Origin of the sequence: Pantoea wallisii (assembly GCF_002095485.1) — a bacterium.
Taxonomy (GTDB): domain Bacteria; phylum Pseudomonadota; class Gammaproteobacteria; order Enterobacterales; family Enterobacteriaceae; genus Pantoea; species Pantoea wallisii.
Genome location: NZ_MLFS01000049.1, coordinates 1 through 18,669, shown reverse-complemented (window position 1 = coordinate 18,669; position 18,669 = coordinate 1). Strand labels below are relative to the sequence as shown.

18 protein-coding genes and 3 pseudogenes are annotated in these 18,669 nt (G+C 55.0%); 14 read left to right on the top strand and 7 right to left on the bottom strand.

Annotated features, from left to right (window positions below; translation table 11 throughout):
- Positions 1 to 12: 12 nt before the first annotated feature.
- Positions 13 to 494 (bottom strand): annotated as a pseudogene (gene smpB / locus HA48_RS16275) (SsrA-binding protein SmpB).
- A 159-nt stretch (positions 495 to 653) separates the two neighbouring features.
- Between smpB and HA48_RS16270 the strand changes: the two are divergent.
- Together HA48_RS16270 and HA48_RS16265 are read left to right on the top strand one after the other, a co-directional pair.
- Entirely contained in the window at positions 654 to 1,088 is a 435-nt protein-coding gene (locus HA48_RS16270) for a type II toxin-antitoxin system RatA family toxin (RefSeq protein ID WP_128602257.1), read from the top strand.
- The gene (locus tag HA48_RS16265; RefSeq protein ID WP_128602256.1) at positions 1,081 to 1,371 is read left to right on the top strand and encodes an RnfH family protein; all 291 of its coding nucleotides are present in this window, start codon (positions 1,081 to 1,083) and stop codon (positions 1,369 to 1,371) included. Before HA48_RS16270 ends, HA48_RS16265 begins: the two co-directional genes overlap by 8 nt.
- Before the next feature lie 57 nt (positions 1,372 to 1,428).
- On the opposite strand, the gene bamE is transcribed toward HA48_RS16265, so the two are convergent.
- The 3 genes from bamE to nadK all read right to left on the bottom strand — a co-directional run bounded on the left by bamE (position 1,429) and on the right by nadK (position 4,584).
- Complete coding sequence (bamE, locus tag HA48_RS16260; RefSeq protein WP_128602255.1) at positions 1,429 to 1,776, bottom strand: outer membrane protein assembly factor BamE; 348 nt, start codon at positions 1,774 to 1,776, stop codon at positions 1,429 to 1,431.
- 183 nt (positions 1,777 to 1,959) lie between these two features.
- Entirely contained in the window at positions 1,960 to 3,621 is a 1,662-nt protein-coding gene (gene recN, locus HA48_RS16255) for a DNA repair protein RecN (RefSeq protein ID WP_128602254.1), read from the bottom strand.
- Positions 3,622 to 3,705: 84 nt separating this feature from the next.
- Positions 3,706 to 4,584 (bottom strand): NAD(+) kinase, encoded by an 879-nt coding sequence (gene nadK, locus HA48_RS16250; protein ID WP_128602253.1) that lies wholly within the window; start codon positions 4,582 to 4,584, stop codon positions 3,706 to 3,708.
- Positions 4,585 to 4,706: 122 nt separating this feature from the next.
- Between nadK and grpE the strand changes: the two genes are divergently transcribed.
- Positions 4,707 to 5,285, top strand: coding sequence for a nucleotide exchange factor GrpE (gene grpE, locus HA48_RS16245; protein WP_128602252.1), 579 nt, complete (start codon positions 4,707 to 4,709; stop codon positions 5,283 to 5,285).
- Positions 5,286 to 5,330: 45 nt separating this feature from the next.
- On the opposite strand, the pseudogene ung reads toward grpE, so the two are convergent.
- Positions 5,331 to 6,007: pseudogene (gene ung / locus HA48_RS16240) on the bottom strand (uracil-DNA glycosylase).
- 262 nt (positions 6,008 to 6,269) lie between these two features.
- On the opposite strand from ung, the gene grcA reads away from it, so the two are divergent.
- Positions 6,270 to 6,653, top strand: coding sequence for an autonomous glycyl radical cofactor GrcA (grcA, locus tag HA48_RS16235; protein WP_128602251.1), 384 nt, complete (start codon positions 6,270 to 6,272; stop codon positions 6,651 to 6,653).
- A 186-nt stretch (positions 6,654 to 6,839) separates the two neighbouring features.
- Here grcA and srmB read toward each other — a convergent pair whose 3' ends face one another.
- A complete protein-coding gene (gene srmB / locus HA48_RS16230) occupies positions 6,840 to 8,168 on the bottom strand; it encodes an ATP-dependent RNA helicase SrmB (RefSeq protein ID WP_128602250.1) in 1,329 nt (442 codons plus the stop codon).
- A 137-nt stretch (positions 8,169 to 8,305) separates the two neighbouring features.
- Here srmB and trmN point away from each other — a divergent pair, with 137 nt between their 5' ends.
- Positions 8,306 to 9,055: a tRNA(1)(Val) (adenine(37)-N(6))-methyltransferase TrmN gene (trmN, locus tag HA48_RS16225; RefSeq protein ID WP_128602249.1), complete on the top strand. Its 750-nt coding sequence runs from the start codon at positions 8,306 to 8,308 to the stop codon at positions 9,053 to 9,055.
- Here the strand turns inward: trmN and nadB are convergent.
- A pseudogene (nadB, locus tag HA48_RS16220) lies at positions 9,021 to 10,657 on the bottom strand (L-aspartate oxidase). The gene trmN and the pseudogene nadB overlap by 35 nt on opposite strands.
- 442 nt (positions 10,658 to 11,099) lie before the next feature.
- Between nadB and rpoE the strand changes: the two are divergent.
- The 9 genes from rpoE to recO form a co-directional block, all read left to right on the top strand.
- Positions 11,100 to 11,678, top strand: coding sequence for an RNA polymerase sigma factor RpoE (rpoE, locus tag HA48_RS16215; protein WP_010617748.1), 579 nt, complete (start codon positions 11,100 to 11,102; stop codon positions 11,676 to 11,678).
- A 27-nt stretch (positions 11,679 to 11,705) separates the two neighbouring features.
- The gene (gene rseA / locus HA48_RS16210) at positions 11,706 to 12,362 is read left to right on the top strand and encodes an anti-sigma-E factor RseA (protein ID WP_128602248.1); all 657 of its coding nucleotides are present in this window, start codon (positions 11,706 to 11,708) and stop codon (positions 12,360 to 12,362) included.
- The gene (gene rseB / locus HA48_RS16205; protein ID WP_128602247.1) at positions 12,362 to 13,318 is read left to right on the top strand and encodes a sigma-E factor regulatory protein RseB; all 957 of its coding nucleotides are present in this window, start codon (positions 12,362 to 12,364) and stop codon (positions 13,316 to 13,318) included. Before rseA ends, rseB begins: the two co-directional genes overlap by 1 nt.
- Positions 13,315 to 13,779, top strand: coding sequence for a SoxR-reducing system protein RseC (rseC, locus tag HA48_RS16200; protein ID WP_128602246.1), 465 nt, complete (start codon positions 13,315 to 13,317; stop codon positions 13,777 to 13,779). Before rseB ends, rseC begins: the two co-directional genes overlap by 4 nt.
- 218 nt (positions 13,780 to 13,997) lie before the next feature.
- Positions 13,998 to 15,797 carry a translation elongation factor 4 gene (gene lepA / locus HA48_RS16195; RefSeq protein ID WP_128602245.1) on the top strand — a complete coding sequence of 600 codons (1,800 nt, stop codon included), beginning with the start codon at positions 13,998 to 14,000 and terminating at the stop codon, positions 15,795 to 15,797.
- A 9-nt stretch (positions 15,798 to 15,806) separates the two neighbouring features.
- Positions 15,807 to 16,778 carry a signal peptidase I gene (gene lepB, locus HA48_RS16190; protein ID WP_128602244.1) on the top strand — a complete coding sequence of 324 codons (972 nt, stop codon included), beginning with the start codon at positions 15,807 to 15,809 and terminating at the stop codon, positions 16,776 to 16,778.
- A gap of 117 nt (positions 16,779 to 16,895) precedes the next feature.
- Positions 16,896 to 17,576 (top strand): ribonuclease III, encoded by a 681-nt coding sequence (rnc, locus tag HA48_RS16185; protein ID WP_021506523.1) that lies wholly within the window; start codon positions 16,896 to 16,898, stop codon positions 17,574 to 17,576.
- A 47-nt stretch (positions 17,577 to 17,623) separates the two neighbouring features.
- Positions 17,624 to 18,526, top strand: a complete 903-nt coding sequence (era, locus tag HA48_RS16180; protein WP_128602243.1) for a GTPase Era — start codon at positions 17,624 to 17,626, stop codon at positions 18,524 to 18,526.
- Between the two features lie 3 nt (positions 18,527 to 18,529).
- The coding region (gene recO / locus HA48_RS16175; RefSeq protein ID WP_208613148.1) for a DNA repair protein RecO at positions 18,530 to 18,669 on the top strand (140 nt) is incomplete at its 3' end.

Genomic DNA, 18,669 nt, shown 5'->3' with positions numbered 1-18,669 from the left:
CCGAATCCAGTGCTAACGCTTTGAATTCTTCATAATGCGTGCTTTATCCATCTTCCATTCGCGTTCTTTAACGTCGTCACGCTTGTCGTGCTCTTTCTTACCGCGCGCCACACCAATCTTCAGTTTGGCCCAGGCATTTTTCCAGTAGAGCGAAAGCGCCACAACGGTAAAGCCTTCGCGGTTAACGCGGCCGTAGAGTGAATCGAGTTCACGCTGATTTAGCAGCAGTTTGCGGTTGCGCGTGGGATCGCACACCACATGCGTGGAGGCGACAGCCAGCGGCTGAAAAGTGGAACCGAACAGGTAGCTTCGCCATCGCGCAGCAGAATATAGCTATCGCTGATGTTGGCTTTACCGGCGCGGAGTGATTTGACTTCCCATCCTTGTAACGACAACCCCGCTTCGAACTCCTCTTCAATGAAGTATTCGTGGCGGGCGCGTTTATTGAGGGCAATAGTGGCTGAACCGGGTTTGTGAGCTTTTTTCTTTGTCATAGTACGGCGTAGTCTACATCACTCAGTTTATGGGCGCATCCCCTGTCCTGCGGGGCGGTAAAAAACACACTATTTTAGCACAGCTGGCAAAGCCGTGAATTTTTGTTTAATGGCTTAAAATGGTATAATTCAACGGTTTTGTGACGAACAGGAACCATTATGGCCCAGATTAGTCGTTCAGCGTTGGTCCCTTACAGCGCTGAGCAGATGTACCGGCTCGTGAATGATGTAGATGCTTATCCTGAATTTCTTCCCGGCTGTACCGGCAGTCGCGTGCTGGATAACAGCGGAAATCAAATGACGGCAGCGGTCGATGTCTCGAAAGCGGGCATCAGTAAAACTTTCACTACGCGGAATACGTTAACCGATAACCAAAGCATTCATATGCAGTTGGTTGATGGACCTTTTCGCAAGCTGACCGGCGGCTGGAACTTCGTCTCCCTGGGTGACGACGCCTGCAAAGTTGAGCTGAGTCTCGATTTTGAATTTACCAATATGCTGGTAGAGATGGCGTTTGGCCGCATCTTTAAAGAGCTGGCAAACAGCATGGTGCAGGCATTCACCCAGCGTGCCAAAGAGGTTTACCGTGGCTGATATTCATGTCGAGGTAGTGTATGCATTACCTGATAAGCAGTATCTGCTGGCGGTAAAGCTGGAAGAGGGCGCGACGGTAGAGCAGGCGATTCAAGCCTCTGGTCTGCTGTCGTTACGCAAAGATATCGACCTGCAAAGCAATAAGGTGGGGATTTTTAGCCGCCCGGTAAAACTTGGCGACGTGGTGGCTGACGGCGATCGGGTTGAGATTTATCGTCCGCTGATTGCCGATCCAAAAGAGATGCGTCGGCAGCGTGCCGAGCGCTCAGCAGCAAACAAGTAAGTGCATAACAGCATGAAATAAAAAAGGCGCCTGTGCGCCTTTTTTAATGCCGGGAACTTAGCCTTCACTACCGGTAAGGCGCGGTTTGTTATCGATGTTGGTCAGCGTACCATTGCTATCGAAGGTCAGCGTTAGCGTCTGCTGTTTCACGCGCTCATGACCTGGCTCCTGACGGAACACGTAGTACCAGACGTTGCTGCCGAATGGATCGTGCATCATCGGCGTGCCGAGCGTATAAGCAACCTGCTGCTGCGTCATGCCGGTGTGAATTTTCGAAACATCATTGGCGACCAGGTAATTTCCCTGATTGATATCCGGACGATACACAACGCGCTCAAGGGTGGAACATCCGGCGGTCATCATCAACATTACCACTGCCGCGGCAGTCAGCGTTTTACAGCGCATCTCTACATTCCTTTTCTGGGGCCAAACGCCTTCAACAGGCAGTTTTGTTGCCATCAAATTCTGAACTCTGCATACGGCAGGCTTTATTATGGCGATATAGCTGCCGATGATAATAAACCTTTGACCTATTGGAAACCTCTACAGAGCAAGCATATGACCACCAGGCCGGAAAAAAGTGCGTTCTCAGGCTGCTAAAAGTTCTTTTGCGTTCGCCAGCGTATTACGCGTGACCTCACTGCCGCCCAGCAGGCGGGCCAGCTCCTGCAGTCGGGCGCGTTTATCCAGCGGCTGCATATGTGTTTCTGTCATTGCACCATCGGTCTCTTTACTGACGTAGAAGTGCTGGTGACCACAACCAGCCACCTGTGGCAGATGCGTAACGCACATCACCTGGGTTGATTCGCCAAGCTGGCGCAGCATTTTGCCCACCACGGCGGCGGTGGGTCCGCTGATACCGACATCGACTTCATCGAAAATCATCGCCGGTGTTTCCATTTTCTGTGCGGTGATCACCTGAATCGCCAGTGCGATACGCGACAGCTCACCACCCGAGGCCACTTTGCCAAGCGGCTGCAGCGGTTGTCCGGGGTTTGTAGTGACGCGGAAATCAATTCGGGTGGCGCCTTCCGCCGTCAATTGATCAGGATTGAACTCCAGCACGATAGCAAGCTGGCCGTGCGGCATCGCCAGCGTACGCATGCTTTGCGTAATCAGATGGCTCAGCTCCTGTGCGGCCTGTTCACGATGCCGATGCAGCGTAGCCGCGCTGGCCAAGGCTGCCTGATGGTGCGCGACCACATCGCTCTGCAAGGCCTCCTGATCGCTTTCCTGCTGTGACAGCTGCTCCGCTTCATCAAGCAGCTGCTGATACAGCACCGGCAGCGTTTCCGGAGAGACATGGTGCTTACGCGCCAGCGCAATCTGACGTGAGAGACGCTGCTCCAGTTCGTACATGCGGTTGGGATCGAGATCGAGACGCTCGCAGTAGTGGCGCAGTTCATCACTGGCTTCGCTGAGCTGGATAGCGGCCTCTTCCAGCAGATTAAAGACGCCGCTCACTTTGTCATCCAGCGTGACCAGTTCACCCAGCATATTACGCGCGCTATACAGCAGGCTTTGCAGGTTGGTGTCGTCGCTATCGGCAAGGATCTGCAGCGCCTGCTGACTGGTAGAGAGCAGCTGGCCACTGTTCGCTAAACGTTTGTACTCTTCATCGATTTGCTCAAACTCACCCGGCTGCGGGGCAAATTCATTGAGCTCTTTCAGTTGATACTGCAGCAGCTCACGACGCGCTTCACGCTCCTGTGATAGTTGCTGATGCTGGGCCAGCGCCCGGCAGCTTTGATGCCAGCGCTGATAGTGCTGGCGCATTTCAGCCAGCAGCGTGTCGTGCGCCGCATAGGCATCCAGCAGATGTTTCTGGTGATCGGATTTCAGCAGGAGTTGATGCGCGTGCTGGCCGTGGATCTGGATCAGCAACTGGCCCAGCTCGCGCAGTTGCGACAGCGGCACTGATGTGCCATTGATAAAGCCGCGTGAGCGACCATCAGCGCTGATAACGCGGCGTAACAGGCACTCGTTACCATCATCCAGCTGATTCTCCACCAGCCACGCCTGCGCAGAGGGTGAGGCTTTCAGCTGAAAGCGCGCGCAGATATCCGCACGGCTGGCTCCCTGACGCACCATATCTGCTTCTGCACGGCCGCCGAGGCACAGGCCCAGCGCATCAATGGCAATGGATTTACCCGCGCCGGTTTCGCCCGTAATCGCTGTCATACCGCGATGAAAATCGATCTCCAGTTCACGAACGATAGCAAAATTACTGATGGTCAGTTGTGCCAGCATAAATCACCTGTATGTAAAAACAGATATGGTTTTTCATACAGTATAAACTGGTTTTTTATCCAGTAAAGTAGCCAGCCCCGATTTTCAGAACAATTTTTTAGACCAGCCGAGTTTAGAGCTTAACGTATTAAAATAGTTATAATTTTTAGGGTGAATCAGGGTAAGCCGATTGGCGCTGCGGCGAATCAGCACATCTTCTCCTTCCTGAATCGGGAGCGCGATCTGGCTATCGCAGCTGATCTCCAGGTCACTGCGCAGCGAGGAGAAACGCAGGCGAATAGTGCTGCTGCTATTAATCACCAGCGGGCGTGCCGAGAGCGTATGCGGGAACATCGGCACCAGCGCAATGGCATCCAGTGATGGCGTCAGAATCGGGCCGCCCGCGGAGAGGGAGTACGCCGTCGAACCGGTTGGCGTCGAGATAATCAACCCATCGGAGCGCTGCGAGAAGGCGAACACCTCATCGATATACACCTCGAACTCAATCATGTGCGCGACTTTGCCCGGATGCAGTACCACTTCATTTATGGCAGAGCCAATCCGCGGTGAACAATCCTCTTTGCAAACCTGCGCTTCAAGCAGAAAACGACTTTCAACAAAGTAGTCGCCCTGCAAGACATCATCCAGCTGCTGCTGGGCGTTGTCCGGATCGAGATCGGTAAGGAAGCCAAGGTTGCCGCGGTTAATCCCGATGACTTTGATGTCATAGCGCGCCAGTACCCGCGCCGCGCCCAGCATGTTGCCATCGCCGCCAACCACAACGGCCAAATCAGCATACTGACCAATTTCAGCCAGGCTGCCGGTACGCACATCATTCAGGTTCAGTTCGCGCGCGATTTGCTGCTCGACAATCACCTCATAGCCTTTTGCCGTTAGCCAGCGCCAGAGCATCTCATGGGTGGTTAACGCAGTAGGATGACGCGGATGCCCTACAATCCCAATGCAGTTAAAGTGTTTGTTCATTTAGCGGGTGTTCCTCATAAGCCAAAACGGCCAGGCAATGTGATGGGTTCACTTGAAACCGTCAAACTGATCCCCATAATAAGCCAACCAGCGAGATGAATGTGCAAAACGCGGAGAAATTCATGAGTAGTAAAGAACAGAACACCCCAAACGAGCAAGTCTCAGACGAAATTCAGCAGGAACAACAGCAACCGGACGCGGAGACAGCAACTGAGGTGGACCCGCGTGATGAGCGTATCGCGCAACTGGAAGCTGAATTAGCCCAGTCGCAGGGCGGCGTGCGTGAGGCACAGCTGCGCGCTCAGGCGGAGATTGAGAACATCCGTCGCCGTGCTGAAATGGACGTAGAAAAAGCGCACAAATTTGCGCTGGAGAAGTTCGCGAACGAGCTGCTGCCGGTTATCGATAGCCTTGAACGCGCGCTGGAAGTGGCGGACAAAGAGAACAGCGAACTGGCTTCAATGATTGAAGGCATCGAGCTGACGCTGAAGTCACTGCTGGGCGCTGTGCGCAAGTTTGGCGTAGAAGTCGTGGGCGAAACCCACGTGCCATTTAATCCGGATGTGCATCAGGCCATGTCGATGGTGGAGTCTGAAGAGGTGGCGCCTAACCATGTACTGATGGTGATGCAGCGCGGTTATACCCTTAACGGTCGTCTGCTGCGCCCGGCGATGGTTGCCGTATCCAAAGCCAAAGGCTAAGCCTTTGCAGCGTAAAAGCGGCCGCCTCGTGCGGCCGTTTTTGTTTTAAGGTAACACCGGCGTCCAGTCAATCGGTGTCTCACCTGCCTGGCTCAATAGCGCGTTCGCCTGTGAGAAGTGTTTACAGCCAAAGAATCCCCGATGTGCCGAGAGTGGAGAAGGGTGCGGCGCTTTTAACACATGATGGCGTTGTGCATCGATAATGCTGCCCTTTTTCTGCGCGTGCGACCCCCATAGCAGGAAAATGACCCCTTCACGATGGCTGTTAATCGCACTGATCACATTGTCGGTAAAGGTCTCCCAGCCGAAGCGCGCATGTGAATGTGCTTTGCCCGCTTCAACGGTCAGCACGGTATTCAACAGCAGTACGCCCTGGGTTGCCAGCTCTCCAGGAAGCCATGCTGCGGACGCTGAAAGCCTGGAATGTCCTGCTCCAGCTCTTTATACATATTCAGAAGCGACGGCGGAATCGCCACGCCAGGCAGAACCGAGAAGGCCAGCCCGTGCGCCTGCCTGGGGCCGTGGTAGGGATCCTGCCCCAGGATGACCACTTTGATATCGCCTAACTCTGTCAGACGGAAAGCGTTAAACACATCTTTCTGCGGCGGATAGACGGTAACGCCGGCCGCGCGCTCGTTCGCAACCGCTTTCAGCGTATCCTTGAAGTACGGTTTCTCTTTCTCTTCAGCCAGCACATCGTGCCAGGTCAGCTTCTCAGCCATTGTTAACTCCCTGCAAAGTAATGCACTTAGCTTAGCCTTTCACACGCGGCAGCAGAAGGGTAAAAATAATTTGAAAAAATACAAAGAAATTTAAATCAATAATATGTATAAAATCAATGGGTTGATTGATGTGACGCTATGCAAGCCGGACAAAATTGATACAGGTCAACACTCCCGGTAAGGAGCAGTGTTATACCAGAGCGTCACATTCCTTACGATCCGCGCTGTGTTGTTACTACAGCGCCAAGCCCTGGAGGCCTCTATGATTACCGGTATTCAAATTACGCAGGCACACAACCCGCAGCTGCTGAACTCATTCTGGCTGCTGGACAGTGAGAAAGCCGAAGCCCGCTGCCTGTGTGCAAAGGGTGATTTCACGGAAGATCAGGTTGTTGCAATCAGTGACCTGGGCGAGATTGCTTACCGCGAAATCCCCCTGGAGCAGAAACCGCAGGTGCGCATTGAAGGCGGTCAGCATCTGAACGTCAACGTACTGAGTCGTGAAACGCTGGAGGATGCCGTAAATCATCCGGAAAAATATCCGCAGTTGACCATCCGCGTTTCTGGTTATGCAGTGCGCTTCAATGCGCTGACGCCAGAACAGCAGCGTGATGTAATTACCCGTACTTTTACTGAAAGCCTGTAATCGATCGGCAGACGAAAAAGCACACAGCAAGCCAGGCCGCATCGATGCTTATCAGCGCGGCTTTTTTTGTTTATTAATATAAGAAGCGAGCCTTTGCCGTTTAACGCAGCGTAAAACCGCTATTTATCAGGCTCAAACGCAAAAAAATCGCCTCAGAAGAGGCGATTTAATGTCAGCGCTGCTGTTTTATTCTGCACCAGAATCCGGCGTTTCGGCACCGCTTGGTTTGCGGCGTTTACCGATATTTTTCGTGTCGCGATGGCGCTTCTTCACACGCGGCTTATCGTCTTCTTTGGCTTTATTCTCTTTACGCTTCGCAAGCACTTTTTTCGACGGTTTACCGGTCACTTTTGGCCCCGGCGCACGCGTGGTCGGACGCAACTCATCGATAACGCGCGCTTTCAGCGACTCGTCAACGTAACGGCCAATCTTCCCCAGCAGCGTATGGTCATGCGCTTCTACCAGAGAGATCGCCGTGCCTTTACGTCCTGCACGGCCGGTACGGCCGATACGGTGCAGATAAACATCCGCCGTGCGCGGCAGGTCGAAGTTGATCACGTGCGTGACGTCATCAACATCAATACCACGTGCCGCGACATCGGTCGCCACCAGCACGTTGACGCGGCCTTCGGTCAGGCGTTTGATCGCCTCGTTGCGGTTCGCCTGCACCATCTCGCCCTCGAGATAGCTGCTGCGCACTCCCGCTTCGTGCATCCAGGTGACCAGCTCATGCAGGCGCTCACGTTTACGTACAAACACGATGGCGCGCTTCACTTCCGGCTGCTTCAACAGGTGGATCAGCAGCTTGGTTTTGTGCTCAAGATCATCGGCGCGGTAGTACCACTGCTGAATCTTCTTACGCTCGGTATTGCTCGGTTCAGCTTCGACCGCCACCGGATCGTTCAGCAGGCGCTCGGCGAAGTTCTTGATGTTGTCGCCTTCCAGCGTGGCGGAGAACAGCAGAGTCTGTTTGCGCCAGCGGGTTTCGCCCGCAATGGTTTCGATATCCTGGGCGAAGCCCATGTCGAGCATTCGGTCAGCTTCATCAAGGATCAGGGTTTCCACCGCGCGACAGTCAAAGTTCTCTTCTTTGATGTACTGCAGCAGACGGCCGGTGGTTGCCACCACGATATCCTGATTTTCGCTGAACACTTCGGCATGGTTCATATACGCCACGCCGCCGGTGATGGTCGCGATATCCAGATGCGTATGTTTCGCCAGTTCGCGCGCGTGGTCTGCTACCTGCATCGCCAGCTCACGGGTTGGGGTAACAATCAGAATGCGCGGCGGGCCGGATTTTTTACGCGGGAAATCGAGCAGGTGCTGTAAAACAGGCAGCAAATAGGCTGCCGTTTTCCCCGTTCCGGTTGGAGCCGAACCCAGAACGTCGCGTCCTTCCAGTGCGGCAGGAATGGCCGCAGCCTGGATGGCTGTCGGGCGCGTGAAGCCTTTCTCCTGCAGAGCAGTGAGCAGGCTTTCGTCGAGTTCGAGTTCGGAGAATGTGGTTACGGTCATGGTCTACCTCAGTTTGGGGCGCTGATTATAGACAGTTCAGCCACAATCTTCATCTGTTTGTGTACAACAGGCGAAGGTGAATTCACGTCGTGACCACGTTACACTTCCGGCAGTAATAAATTCAATGGTCGTACAGCATGCCTCAGCCACAACCGCCAGCGCGGACGATGTTAAGAAAAGATGGTTTTACGTTTAAGCAATTTTTTGTCGCGCACGACCGCTGTGCGATGAAAGTGGGCACGGACGGTGTGCTATTGGGGGCCTGGGCTCCGATCGCCGGCGTGCGCCGTATTCTGGATATTGGCAGCGGCAGCGGGCTGATTGCGCTAATGCTGGCGCAGCGCACGCCGGATGCGGTCACCATTGATGCCGTTGAGCTGGAGGGCAGCGCGGCAGCGCAGGCGCAGGAGAACGTTCTGGCTTCACCCTGGGCCGGGCGCATCAGGGTGCATCATCAGGATATTGTCAGCTGGAGCGAACAGAGCGAAAAGCGCTATTCACTGATCGTCAGCAATCCGCCTTTCTTTACGCCAGGCACGGCATCCGGCAGTCCGGAGCGCGATACTGCGCGCAGCACCTCCACGCTGGATCACCCAACGCTGCTGCGCTGTGCGGCCCAGCTTCTTGAAGAGGACGGGCTGTTTTGCGTTGTACTGCCGGCGGAGGCCGGCGAGGCGCTGATTACGCTGGCCAGAGCGGAAGGCTGGCATCTGCGTTACCGCTATGATGTGGCACCTTATGCGCAACGTCCGCCAAACCGTCTGGTGTTAGGGCTTTCGCCCGCTGCCGGTGAGACAGTGCAGGAGCGGCTGGCCATTCGCGATGAGGATAAGAGCTACTCAGCGGACTGGCTCAGTCTGGTGAAAGAGTTCTATCTGTTCCGCTAACGTTCGGCTGCAGGATGGTCGGCAGCGCATCAGGCAGGCACATCGGATAGTCGCGGGTGAAATGTAATCCGCGACTCTCTTTGCGCGCCAGCGCACAACGCACCATCAGCTCCGCAACCTGCACCAGATTGCGCAATTCGAGCAGAGGGCTGGAGAGCCGGAAATGGGCGTAATACTCGTCGATCTCCTGCTGCAGCAGCGTGATACGGCGCATCGCACGCTCCAGCCGCTTAGTGGTACGAACAATCCCCATATAATCCCACATCAATAGCCGCAGCTCATGCCAGTTGTGCTGAATCACTACGCGCTCATCCGCATCATCACGCGGCTTTCATCCCAGGCCGGCAGGGTTTGCGGGGCAGCAGTCTCTGGCAAGCGACGCAGCAGATCTTCCGCGGCGGACCAGCCATATACCAGGCACTCCAGGAGTGAGTTCGACGCCATACGGTTGGCGCCGTGCAGGCCGGTGTAACTCACTTCGCCGATGGCATACAGCCCGTTAACGTCGGTACAGCCATGCCGATCGACCATCACGCCGCCGCAGGTGTAGTGCGCGGCCGGTACAACCGGAATGGCCTGACGGGTGAGGTCGAAGCCAAAAGTCAGCAACTTTTCATAGATCATCGGGAAGTGCGCGCGCACAAAATCGGGCGGCTGGTGGCTGATATCGAGATACATACAATCGACCCCCAGACGTTTCATCTCGTGGTCGATCGCGCGGGCCACAATATCACGCGGAGCCAGCTCGGCACGCTCGTCAAAATCGGGCATAAAGCGGGTGCCGTCAGGACGTAATAGCCAGGCGCCTTCACCGCGTAGCGCTTCGGTTAGCAGAAAGTTTTGCGCCTGCGGATGAAACAGGCAGGTAGGGTGGAACTGGTTAAACTCCAGATTAGCTACCCGACAACCGGCACGCCATGCCATGGCGATACCATCTCCGGAGGCGACATCCGGATTTGTCGTGTACTGATACACTTTGGCCGCACCGCCGGTTGCCAGCACTACCGCGCGTGCCGCACAGGTTTCTACTCGCTCGCGATTGCGGTTCCAGACCCACGCGCCCATTACGCGGCGCTGCCCGGGCAGACCTATCTTGTCGGAAAGAATCACATCTACCGCATTAGTGCGCTCAAGAATGCGGATGTTAGGGTGGCTGAGGGCCTGACTCACCAGCGTGGTCTCCACCGCGCGGCCGGTCGCATCTGCGCTGTGCAGAATGCGGCGATGGCTATGGCCACCTTCGCGCGTCAGGTGATAACGCGCCTCGCCGTTCTGTTGTGTCTCTTTATCAAACGCCACGCCACGATCAATCAGCCACTGTACGCAGGCGCGCGCATTGCGGGCGATAAAGTTAACGGTGTCACGATCGCACAAGCCGGCACCCGCAATCAGCGTGTCCTCCGCGTGTGATTCAATGCTGTCCGTCTCATCAAACACGGCGGCAATACCGCCTTGCGCGTAGAGCGTCGATCCCTCATTGACCTCTGCTTTGCTGAGCACGGTCACCTGATAATAGGGGGCAAGCCGCAGCGCCAGCGAAAGCCCGGCGGCGCCGCTGCCCACAATTAATACATCGCACTGATAATCGGGTTGTGGTGTCATGATGTTTAATTTACTAAACAAAAATTCACCCGAGCATAGGCCCGCAGCCAGCAGATGTGAAGTATTTTAAACAGGTGACATGACGAAATCAGTCAGCACTGCGAGATAATAACGCTAATTCAGTAAGTTATGTCTTAAAATAAGCAGTAAGTGTTTTTTATACCAAACACTCTGAAAATTCAGGGAATAAAGGTGAAAAATGCGGCGTCATAAGGTACTCTGCCAGCGATTATCGGTGCCGCAAACGACACCGCCAGCGTGGCAATCGCTACACTGAAAGACAATCAACAACAATGATGTCGTGGTTCCGATACGGAAAATATCAGGTCGTAGTGAACTTCAGGCCAGGATGGGACTCTAAGCGCATGCTTGCTCACAACACATGAGATGTGCTGGCAGTTCACTTACGCATAAAAAGAGATTTGGGGAGACATTACCTCGGATGAGCGAGCAGTTAACGGATCAGGTTCTCGTTGAGCGGGTTCAGAAAGGAGATCAAAAGTCATTTAATTTACTGGTTATTCGATACCAGCATAAAGTGGCGAGCCTGGTTTCACGTTATGTCCCATCGGGCGATGTGCCTGATGTGGTTCAGGAATCCTTTATTAAAGCGTATCGTGCCCTGGAGTCATTCCGCGGCGATAGCGCCTTTTATACGTGGTTGTATCGCATTGCGGTCAACACGGCAAAAAACTACCTGGTGGCTCAGGGGCGTCGTCCGCCATCCAGCGATGTGGATGCGATCGACGCAGAAAATTTCGAAAGTGCGGGTGCATTAAAAGAAATTTCGAACCCTGAGAACTTAATGTTGTCAGACGAACTGAAACAAATTGTTTTTCGGACCATTGAGGCGCTTCCTGAAGATCTGCGTATGGCCATAACCCTTCGGGAGCTGGATGGTCTGAGTTACGAAGAGATCGCCGCCATCATGGATTGCCCGGTCGGTACGGTACGTTCGCGTATCTTCCGCGCCCGAGAAGCCATTGATAATAAAGTTCAACCGCTTATCCAACGTCAGTGATAACGGCTACTGGAAGGGTACCAAAACATGCAGAAAGAAAAACTTTCCGCTTTAATGGATGGTGAAACTTTAGATAACGAGCTGCTGGCGTCGTTATCGAAGGATGCAGATCTACAAAAAAGCTGGGAGAGCTACCATCTCATCCGCGACACCTTACGGGGTGATGTCGGTGAAGTGCTGCATTTTGATATCTCCGCTCGCGTGGCCGCGGCCATTGAAAACGAGCCGGTGCGTAAAGTGGCACCTCTGATCCCTGAAGCGCAGCCTGAGCCCGCACGCTGGCAGAAGATGCCTTTCTGGCGTCGTGGCGGCAACTGGGTGGCGCAGGTCACGCAAATTGGCGTGGCTGCCTGTGTGTCACTGGCGGTGATCGTGGGCGTGCAGCACTACAACGGCCAGCCTGCTGGCAGTACAAGTGAAACCTCGGATGCGCCAGCGTTCAATACGCTGCCGATGATGGGTAAAGCGTCGCCGGTTAGCCTGGGTGTGCCATCTGATGCTTTCGATACCAACAGCTCTAATCAGCAGGTGCAGGAGCAGCGTCGCCGCGTTAATGCCATGCTGCAGGATTATGAGTTACAGCGCCGTCTGCATGCCGATCAGGTTCAGTTTGAGAAAAACGATCCGCAGCAGGCACAGGCGAACGTTCCCGGTACTCAGTCGTTAGGAACTCAACAGCAGTAATGAAGCAGCTTTGGTGTGCCGTTAGCCTGCTGGCAGGCAGCCTGCTTTGGTCCTCTACCGCCCCGGCGCAGACAACTGCCTCCGGGGCGTTGTTACAGCAGATGGAGCAGGCAAGCCAGAACCTCAACTACGAATTCGCCTACATCAATGTCTCAAGACTGGGCATTGAATCTTTGCGCTACCGCCATGCTGTCATCGATAATCGTGTTTTCGCCCAGCTTCTGCAGATGGATGGGCCGCGCCGTGAAGTGATCCAGCGCGGTAACGACATCAGCTACTTTGAGCCGGGTCTCGACCCGTTTTCGCTGCCTGGCAATCACATTATTGATGCGCTGCCCGCGCTGATGTTCGCTGATTTTCCCCGATTAGGCACAGCCTACGACTTTATTCCGGTTGGCCGATCACGCATGGCTGACCAGATGTGCGAAGTGGTGCGCATCGTTTCACGTGATGGTACGCGCTACAGCTACGTTGTTTGGCTGGACGTCGATACCAAACTGCCGCTGCGTATCGATCTGCTCGATCGCGATGGTGAGACGCTGGAGCAGTTCCGCGTCATCAGTTTTGCCGTTGATGAAGGCGTGCGGAACCTGATGCAGGGTCTGGAAAAAGCCAATCTGCCGCCGTCGCTGTCGTTACCGGCAGGCGACAAAGTGCAGCTGAGCTGGCAACCCGGCTGGCTGCCGTCTGGCATGCAGTTGATCTCTCAAAGCCGCCGCGATATCCCGGCAATGAACAAAACCGTTGAGTCGCGGCTATATAGCGATGGCTTGTTCAGTTTTGCCATCAACATTACGCCAGCCGATAAAAGCAGTGCGCCGCAATCATTGCGCACTGGACGTCGTACGGTGCAGACCGAAGTGCGCGATAATCGTGAAATTACCGTGGTCGGCGAATTGCCACCGGCCACGGCTAAACGTATCGCGGACAGCATAAATTCGGATTCAGCAAAATGATGAGAGAGTGGGCCACCGTAGTGGCATGGAAAGAGGGCGTCGCGACGCTGCATTCCGAGGCGAAAACCTCCTGTAACAGTTGCTCAGCGCGTAAAGGCTGCGGCAGCCACGCCCTGAATAAGCTGGGGCCCAAAAACGCCCACGTGATGACGATTGCCAGCCCGGAGCCCCTGCAGCCGGGTCAGCGTATCGAGCTGGGTATTCGTGAAAGCAGCCTACTGGGCTCCGCACTGCTGGTGTACATGACGCCGCTGTTTGGGCTGTTCCTGGTGGCTGGCCTGTTCCAGATGCTGTTCCACAGCGATCTCGCTGCCGCCAGTGGCGCGCTGCTGGGCGGCGTGGGCGGCTTTATTATCGCTAAAGGTGTTTCCAGCCGTTATGGCGATCGTGAAGCTTTTCAGCCGGTGATTTTGAGCGTGGCGCTACCGCCGGACGCGCTGCGGGTAGAAAACGAAAGTTAATCCCCGTTCGGGCCGCACATAATGCGGCCTTCTCCTCCTGGCTTAACCGCTGAAATCTGTTGCGATTCCCCACAGTTCCATTCTTTAACGCGCGGCGTTAACAGTGTAATATGCGTCGTCATTAATGAGGCCGACAGGGTTCCGTTGAAAGTTCACTTTCCTGAATGTGTCTGTGCTCACGTTTTCCACTGATGTTCTACGTGAAGATATTCATATAAATGAAGCACATAAGAAATTTCTCCATCATCGCCCACATTGACCACGGTAAATCAACGCTCTCTGACCGTTTGATTCAGATTTGTGGTGGCCTGAGCGATCGTGAGATGGCGGCGCAGGTTCTGGACTCTATGGATCTGGAGCGCGAGCGCGGCATTACTATCAAAGCGCAGAGCGTAACGCTCGATTACCACGCGCCAAACGGTGAAACTTACCAGCTCAATTTTATCGACACCCCAGGGCACGTTGACTTCTCCTATGAAGTTTCCCGCTCGCTGGCTGCCTGTGAAGGGGCATTGCTGGTGGTCGATGCAGGTCAGGGCGTTGAAGCACAGACGCTGGCAAACTGCTACACCGCAATGGAAATGGATCTGGAAGTAGTACCGGTACTGAATAAAATCGATCTGCCTGCTGCCGATCCTGAGCGCGTGGCGGAAGAGATTGAAGATATCGTCGGCATCGACGCCACAGATGCGGTGCGCTGCTCGGCGAAAACCGGCGTAGGCGTGCCGGATGTGCTGGAGCGTCTGGTGCGTGATATTCCACCACCGGAAGGCGATCCGGAAGGTCCGCTGCAGGCGCTGATTATTGACTCCTGGTTCGATAACTACCTTGGCGTTGTCTCGCTGATCCGTATCAAAAACGGCACGCTGCGCAAAGGCGACAAAGTGAAGGTGATGAGTACCGGTCAGGTGTATAACGCCGATCGTCTCGGTATCTTCACGCCGAAGCAGGTAGATCGCACAGAATTGAAGTGCGGTGAAGTAGGCTGGCTGGTCTGCGCCATTAAAGACATCCTCGGCGCGCCAGTGGGCGATACCCTGACGCTGCAGCGTAACCCGGCGGACAAAGCGCTGCCAGGCTTCAAAAAAGTGAAGCCGCAGGTTTATGCCGGTCTGTTCCCGATCAGCTCTGATGATTACGAAAGTTTCCGCGACGCGCTGGGCAAGCTGAGCCTGAACGATGCCTCCCTGTTCTATGAGCCAGAGAGCTCCACGGCACTGGGCTTCGGCTTCCGCTGTGGCTTCCTCGGCCTGCTGCACATGGAGATCATTCAGGAGCGTCTGGAGCGTGAATACGATCTTGACCTGATCACCACCGCACCTACGGTTGTGTACGAAGTTGAGACCACCAGCGGTGAAGTGATCTACGTCGACAGCCCCTCTAAGCTGCCGCCGTTAAATAATATTGAAGAACTGCGCGAACCGATCGCAGAGTGTCACATGCTGCTGCCGCAGGAGTTCCTCGGCAACGTGATCACGCTGTGTATTGAAAAGCGTGGCGTACAGACCAACATGGTTTACCACGGCAACCAGGTTGCGCTGACCTATGAAATTCCGATGGCAGAAGTGGTGCTCGACTTCTTTGACCGTCTGAAATCAACGTCGCGCGGCTATGCGTCGCTGGATTATAACTTCAAACGTTTCCAGGCCTCTGACATGGTGCGCGTCGACGTGATGATTAACTCAGAACGTGTCGATGCGCTGGCGCTGATTACCCACCGTGATAACTCACAGTATCGTGGTCGCGAGCTGGTGGAGAAGATGAAAGATCTGATTCCACGCCAGCAGTTTGACATCGCGATCCAGGCGGCAATCGGCAACCACATTATCGCTCGCTCAACAGTGAAGCAGCTGCGTAAAAACGTCCTGGCAAAATGCTACGGCGGTGACGTCAGCCGTAAGAAAAAGCTGTTGCAGAAGCAGAAAGACGGTAAGAAGCGAATGAAGCAGGTCGGCAACGTTGAGCTGCCGCAGGAAGCATTCCTTGCCATTCTGCATGTCGGTAAAGACAGCAAATAAGGAACTGTAATGGCTAACATGTTCGCCCTGATTCTGGTGATTGCTACACTGGTAACCGGAATCATCTGGTGTATCGATCGCTTTAAGTGGGCACCCGCACGCCGTGCAAAGCAGGCTGCGGCTCAGGCGCAGGCGGGTAATGCGCTCGACGGCAAAACCCTGGCAAAAGTGTCGGCGCAGCCGGGTTGGGTAGAGACGGCAGCGTCGGTGTTCCCGGTGCTGGCCGTGGTCCTGATCGTGCGTTCATTTATCTTTGAGCCCTTTCAGATTCCCTCGGGCTCCATGATGCCAACGCTGCTGATCGGTGACTTCATTCTGGTGGAGAAGTTTGCCTACGGTATCAAAGATCCCATCACGCAAACCACGCTGATCCCGACCGGGCATCCGCAGCGCGGCGATGTGGCCGTCTTCAAATACCCGAAAGATCCCAGCGTGGATTACATCAAGCGGGTGATCGGCCTGCCGGGTGACAAAGTGGTGTTCGATCCGTACAGCAAAACCCTGACCATCAACCCGGGCTGCGGCAGCGGCAAGTGCGATACCGCGCTGCCTGTTACCTATACCGGCGTTGAGCCCAGCGACTTTATTCAGACATTTAGCGGCTTTGATGGTAACGAAACCGGTAACGGCTTCTTCCAGGTTCCGCAGGGTGAAACCATGCGCGGCGGCTTGCGTCTCGGTACACGTAAAGAGACGCTGGGCAACGTAACCCATGACATCCTGCTGGTGAATGAAGCGCAGAGCCAGGCAAGTATGTACTATCAGCAGCCAGGTCAGCCGCAATCCACCTGGATTGTGCCGCAGGGGCAATATTTCATGATGGGTGATAACCGCGATAACAGCGCCGACAGCCGCTACTGGGGCTTTGTGCCTGAGAAGAACCTGGTCGGTAAAGCGGTAGCCATCTGGATGAGCTTTGAGAAACAGGAAGGACAGTGGCCAACCGGCGTGCGCTTAAGTCGCATTGGCGGCATCCACTGATAAAAAACGGGTGGCTTCCTGCTTATCAGGAAGCCACTGCACACCAAACAGAACGTGCTGGAAGCTCAGCCCTGTTTGGTATGCAGAGTGACAGACGCACAGATTAACTGGAATCGCATGAACCCCATCCTCATTAATAAGCTGCAGCGCAAACTGGGCTACACTTTTACTCATCCGGAATTACTGCAGCAGGCGCTGACTCACCGCAGTGCCAGCAGCAAACACAATGAACGTCTCGAATTCCTGGGCGATTCTATTCTGAGCTATGTGATCGCCAACGCGCTCTATCACCGCTTCCCGCGCGTGGATGAGGGCGATATGAGCCGTATGCGCGCCACGCTGGTGCGCGGCAATACGCTGGCTGAGATGGCGCGTGAGTTTGAACTGGGCGAGTGTTTGCGCCTTGGGCCAGGCGAGCTGAAAAGCGGCGGCTTCCGTCGTGAATCGATCCTCGCGGACACCGTGGAAGCGCTGATTGGCGGCATCTTCCTCGACAGCAACATTCAGACCGTTGAAAAGCTGATCCTCGACTGGTATCAGAATCGCCTGGAGCAGATTAGCCCTGGCGATAAGCAGAAAGATCCCAAGACGCGCCTGCAGGAGTATCTGCAGGGGCGCCATCTGCCACTGCCCTCTTATCTGGTAGTGCAGGTGCGTGGCGAAGCCCACGATCAGGAATTTACCATTCACTGTCAGGTGAGTGGCATGGCAGAACCGGTGGTGGGCGTAGGCTCCAGCCGCCGTAAAGCAGAGCAGGCAGCCGCCGAGCAGGCGCTAATTAAGCTTGGTCTCGAATAAACAGGTACATCGCAGCGCCATCAGGCGCTGATCACGTCAGGACTCGAATGAGCGAACTCGAAACATACAGCGGTTTTATTGCGATCGTTGGCCGGCCTAACGTCGGCAAATCCACCTTACTGAACCAGCTGCTGGGGCAGAAGGTGTCGATCACCTCGCGTAAGCCGCAAACCACGCGTCACCGCATCATGGGCATCCACACGGAAGGCGCTTATCAGGCCATCTATGTGGATACGCCAGGGCTGCACATGGAAGAGAAGCGGGCGATTAACCGCCTGATGAACCGTGCAGCCAGCAGCTCGATTGGTGATGTTGAGCTGATCATTTTCGTCGTCGAGGGCACGCGCTGGACGCCGGACGACGAAATGGTCTTAAACAAGCTGCGCGACGGCACGGTGCCGGTGGTGCTGGCCGTCAACAAAGTTGACAACATTCAGGACAAAAGCATTCTGCTGCCGCACCTGCAGTTCCTGAGTCAGCAGATGAACTTCCTTGAGATTGTGCCGATCTCCGCAGAGACGGGGAAGAACGTGGATGCGATCGCGGAGATCGCGCGCAAACGTCTGCCGCTCTCCGATCACCACTTCCCGGAAGATTACATCACCGATCGCTCACAGCGCTTCATGGCATCTGAGATCATCCGCGAGAAGCTGATGCGCTTCCTCGGCGCCGAGTTGCCCTATTCGGTTACGGTTGAGATCGAACAGTTTGTATCGAACGAGCGCGGCGGTTATGACATCAACGGCCTGATTCTGGTTGAGCGTGAAGGCCAGAAGAAGATGGTGATTGGCAACAAAGGGGCCAAAATCAAAACCATCGGGATTGAAGCGCGCAGAGACATGGAAGAGATGTTCGAAGCAAAAGTGCATCTTGAGCTGTGGGTTAAAGTTAAATCGGGCTGGGCGGACGATGAACGTGCGCTGCGCAGCCTGGGCTATACAGACGATTAACTGATGGAAGGCTGGCAACGCGCCTTTGTGCTGCATAGTCGCCCCTACAGCGAAACCAGCCTGCTCCTCGATCTGTTCAGCGAAAGCGAAGGGCGCGTGCGCGTGCTGGCGAAGGGCGCGCGCTCGCGCCGCTCCCAGCTCAA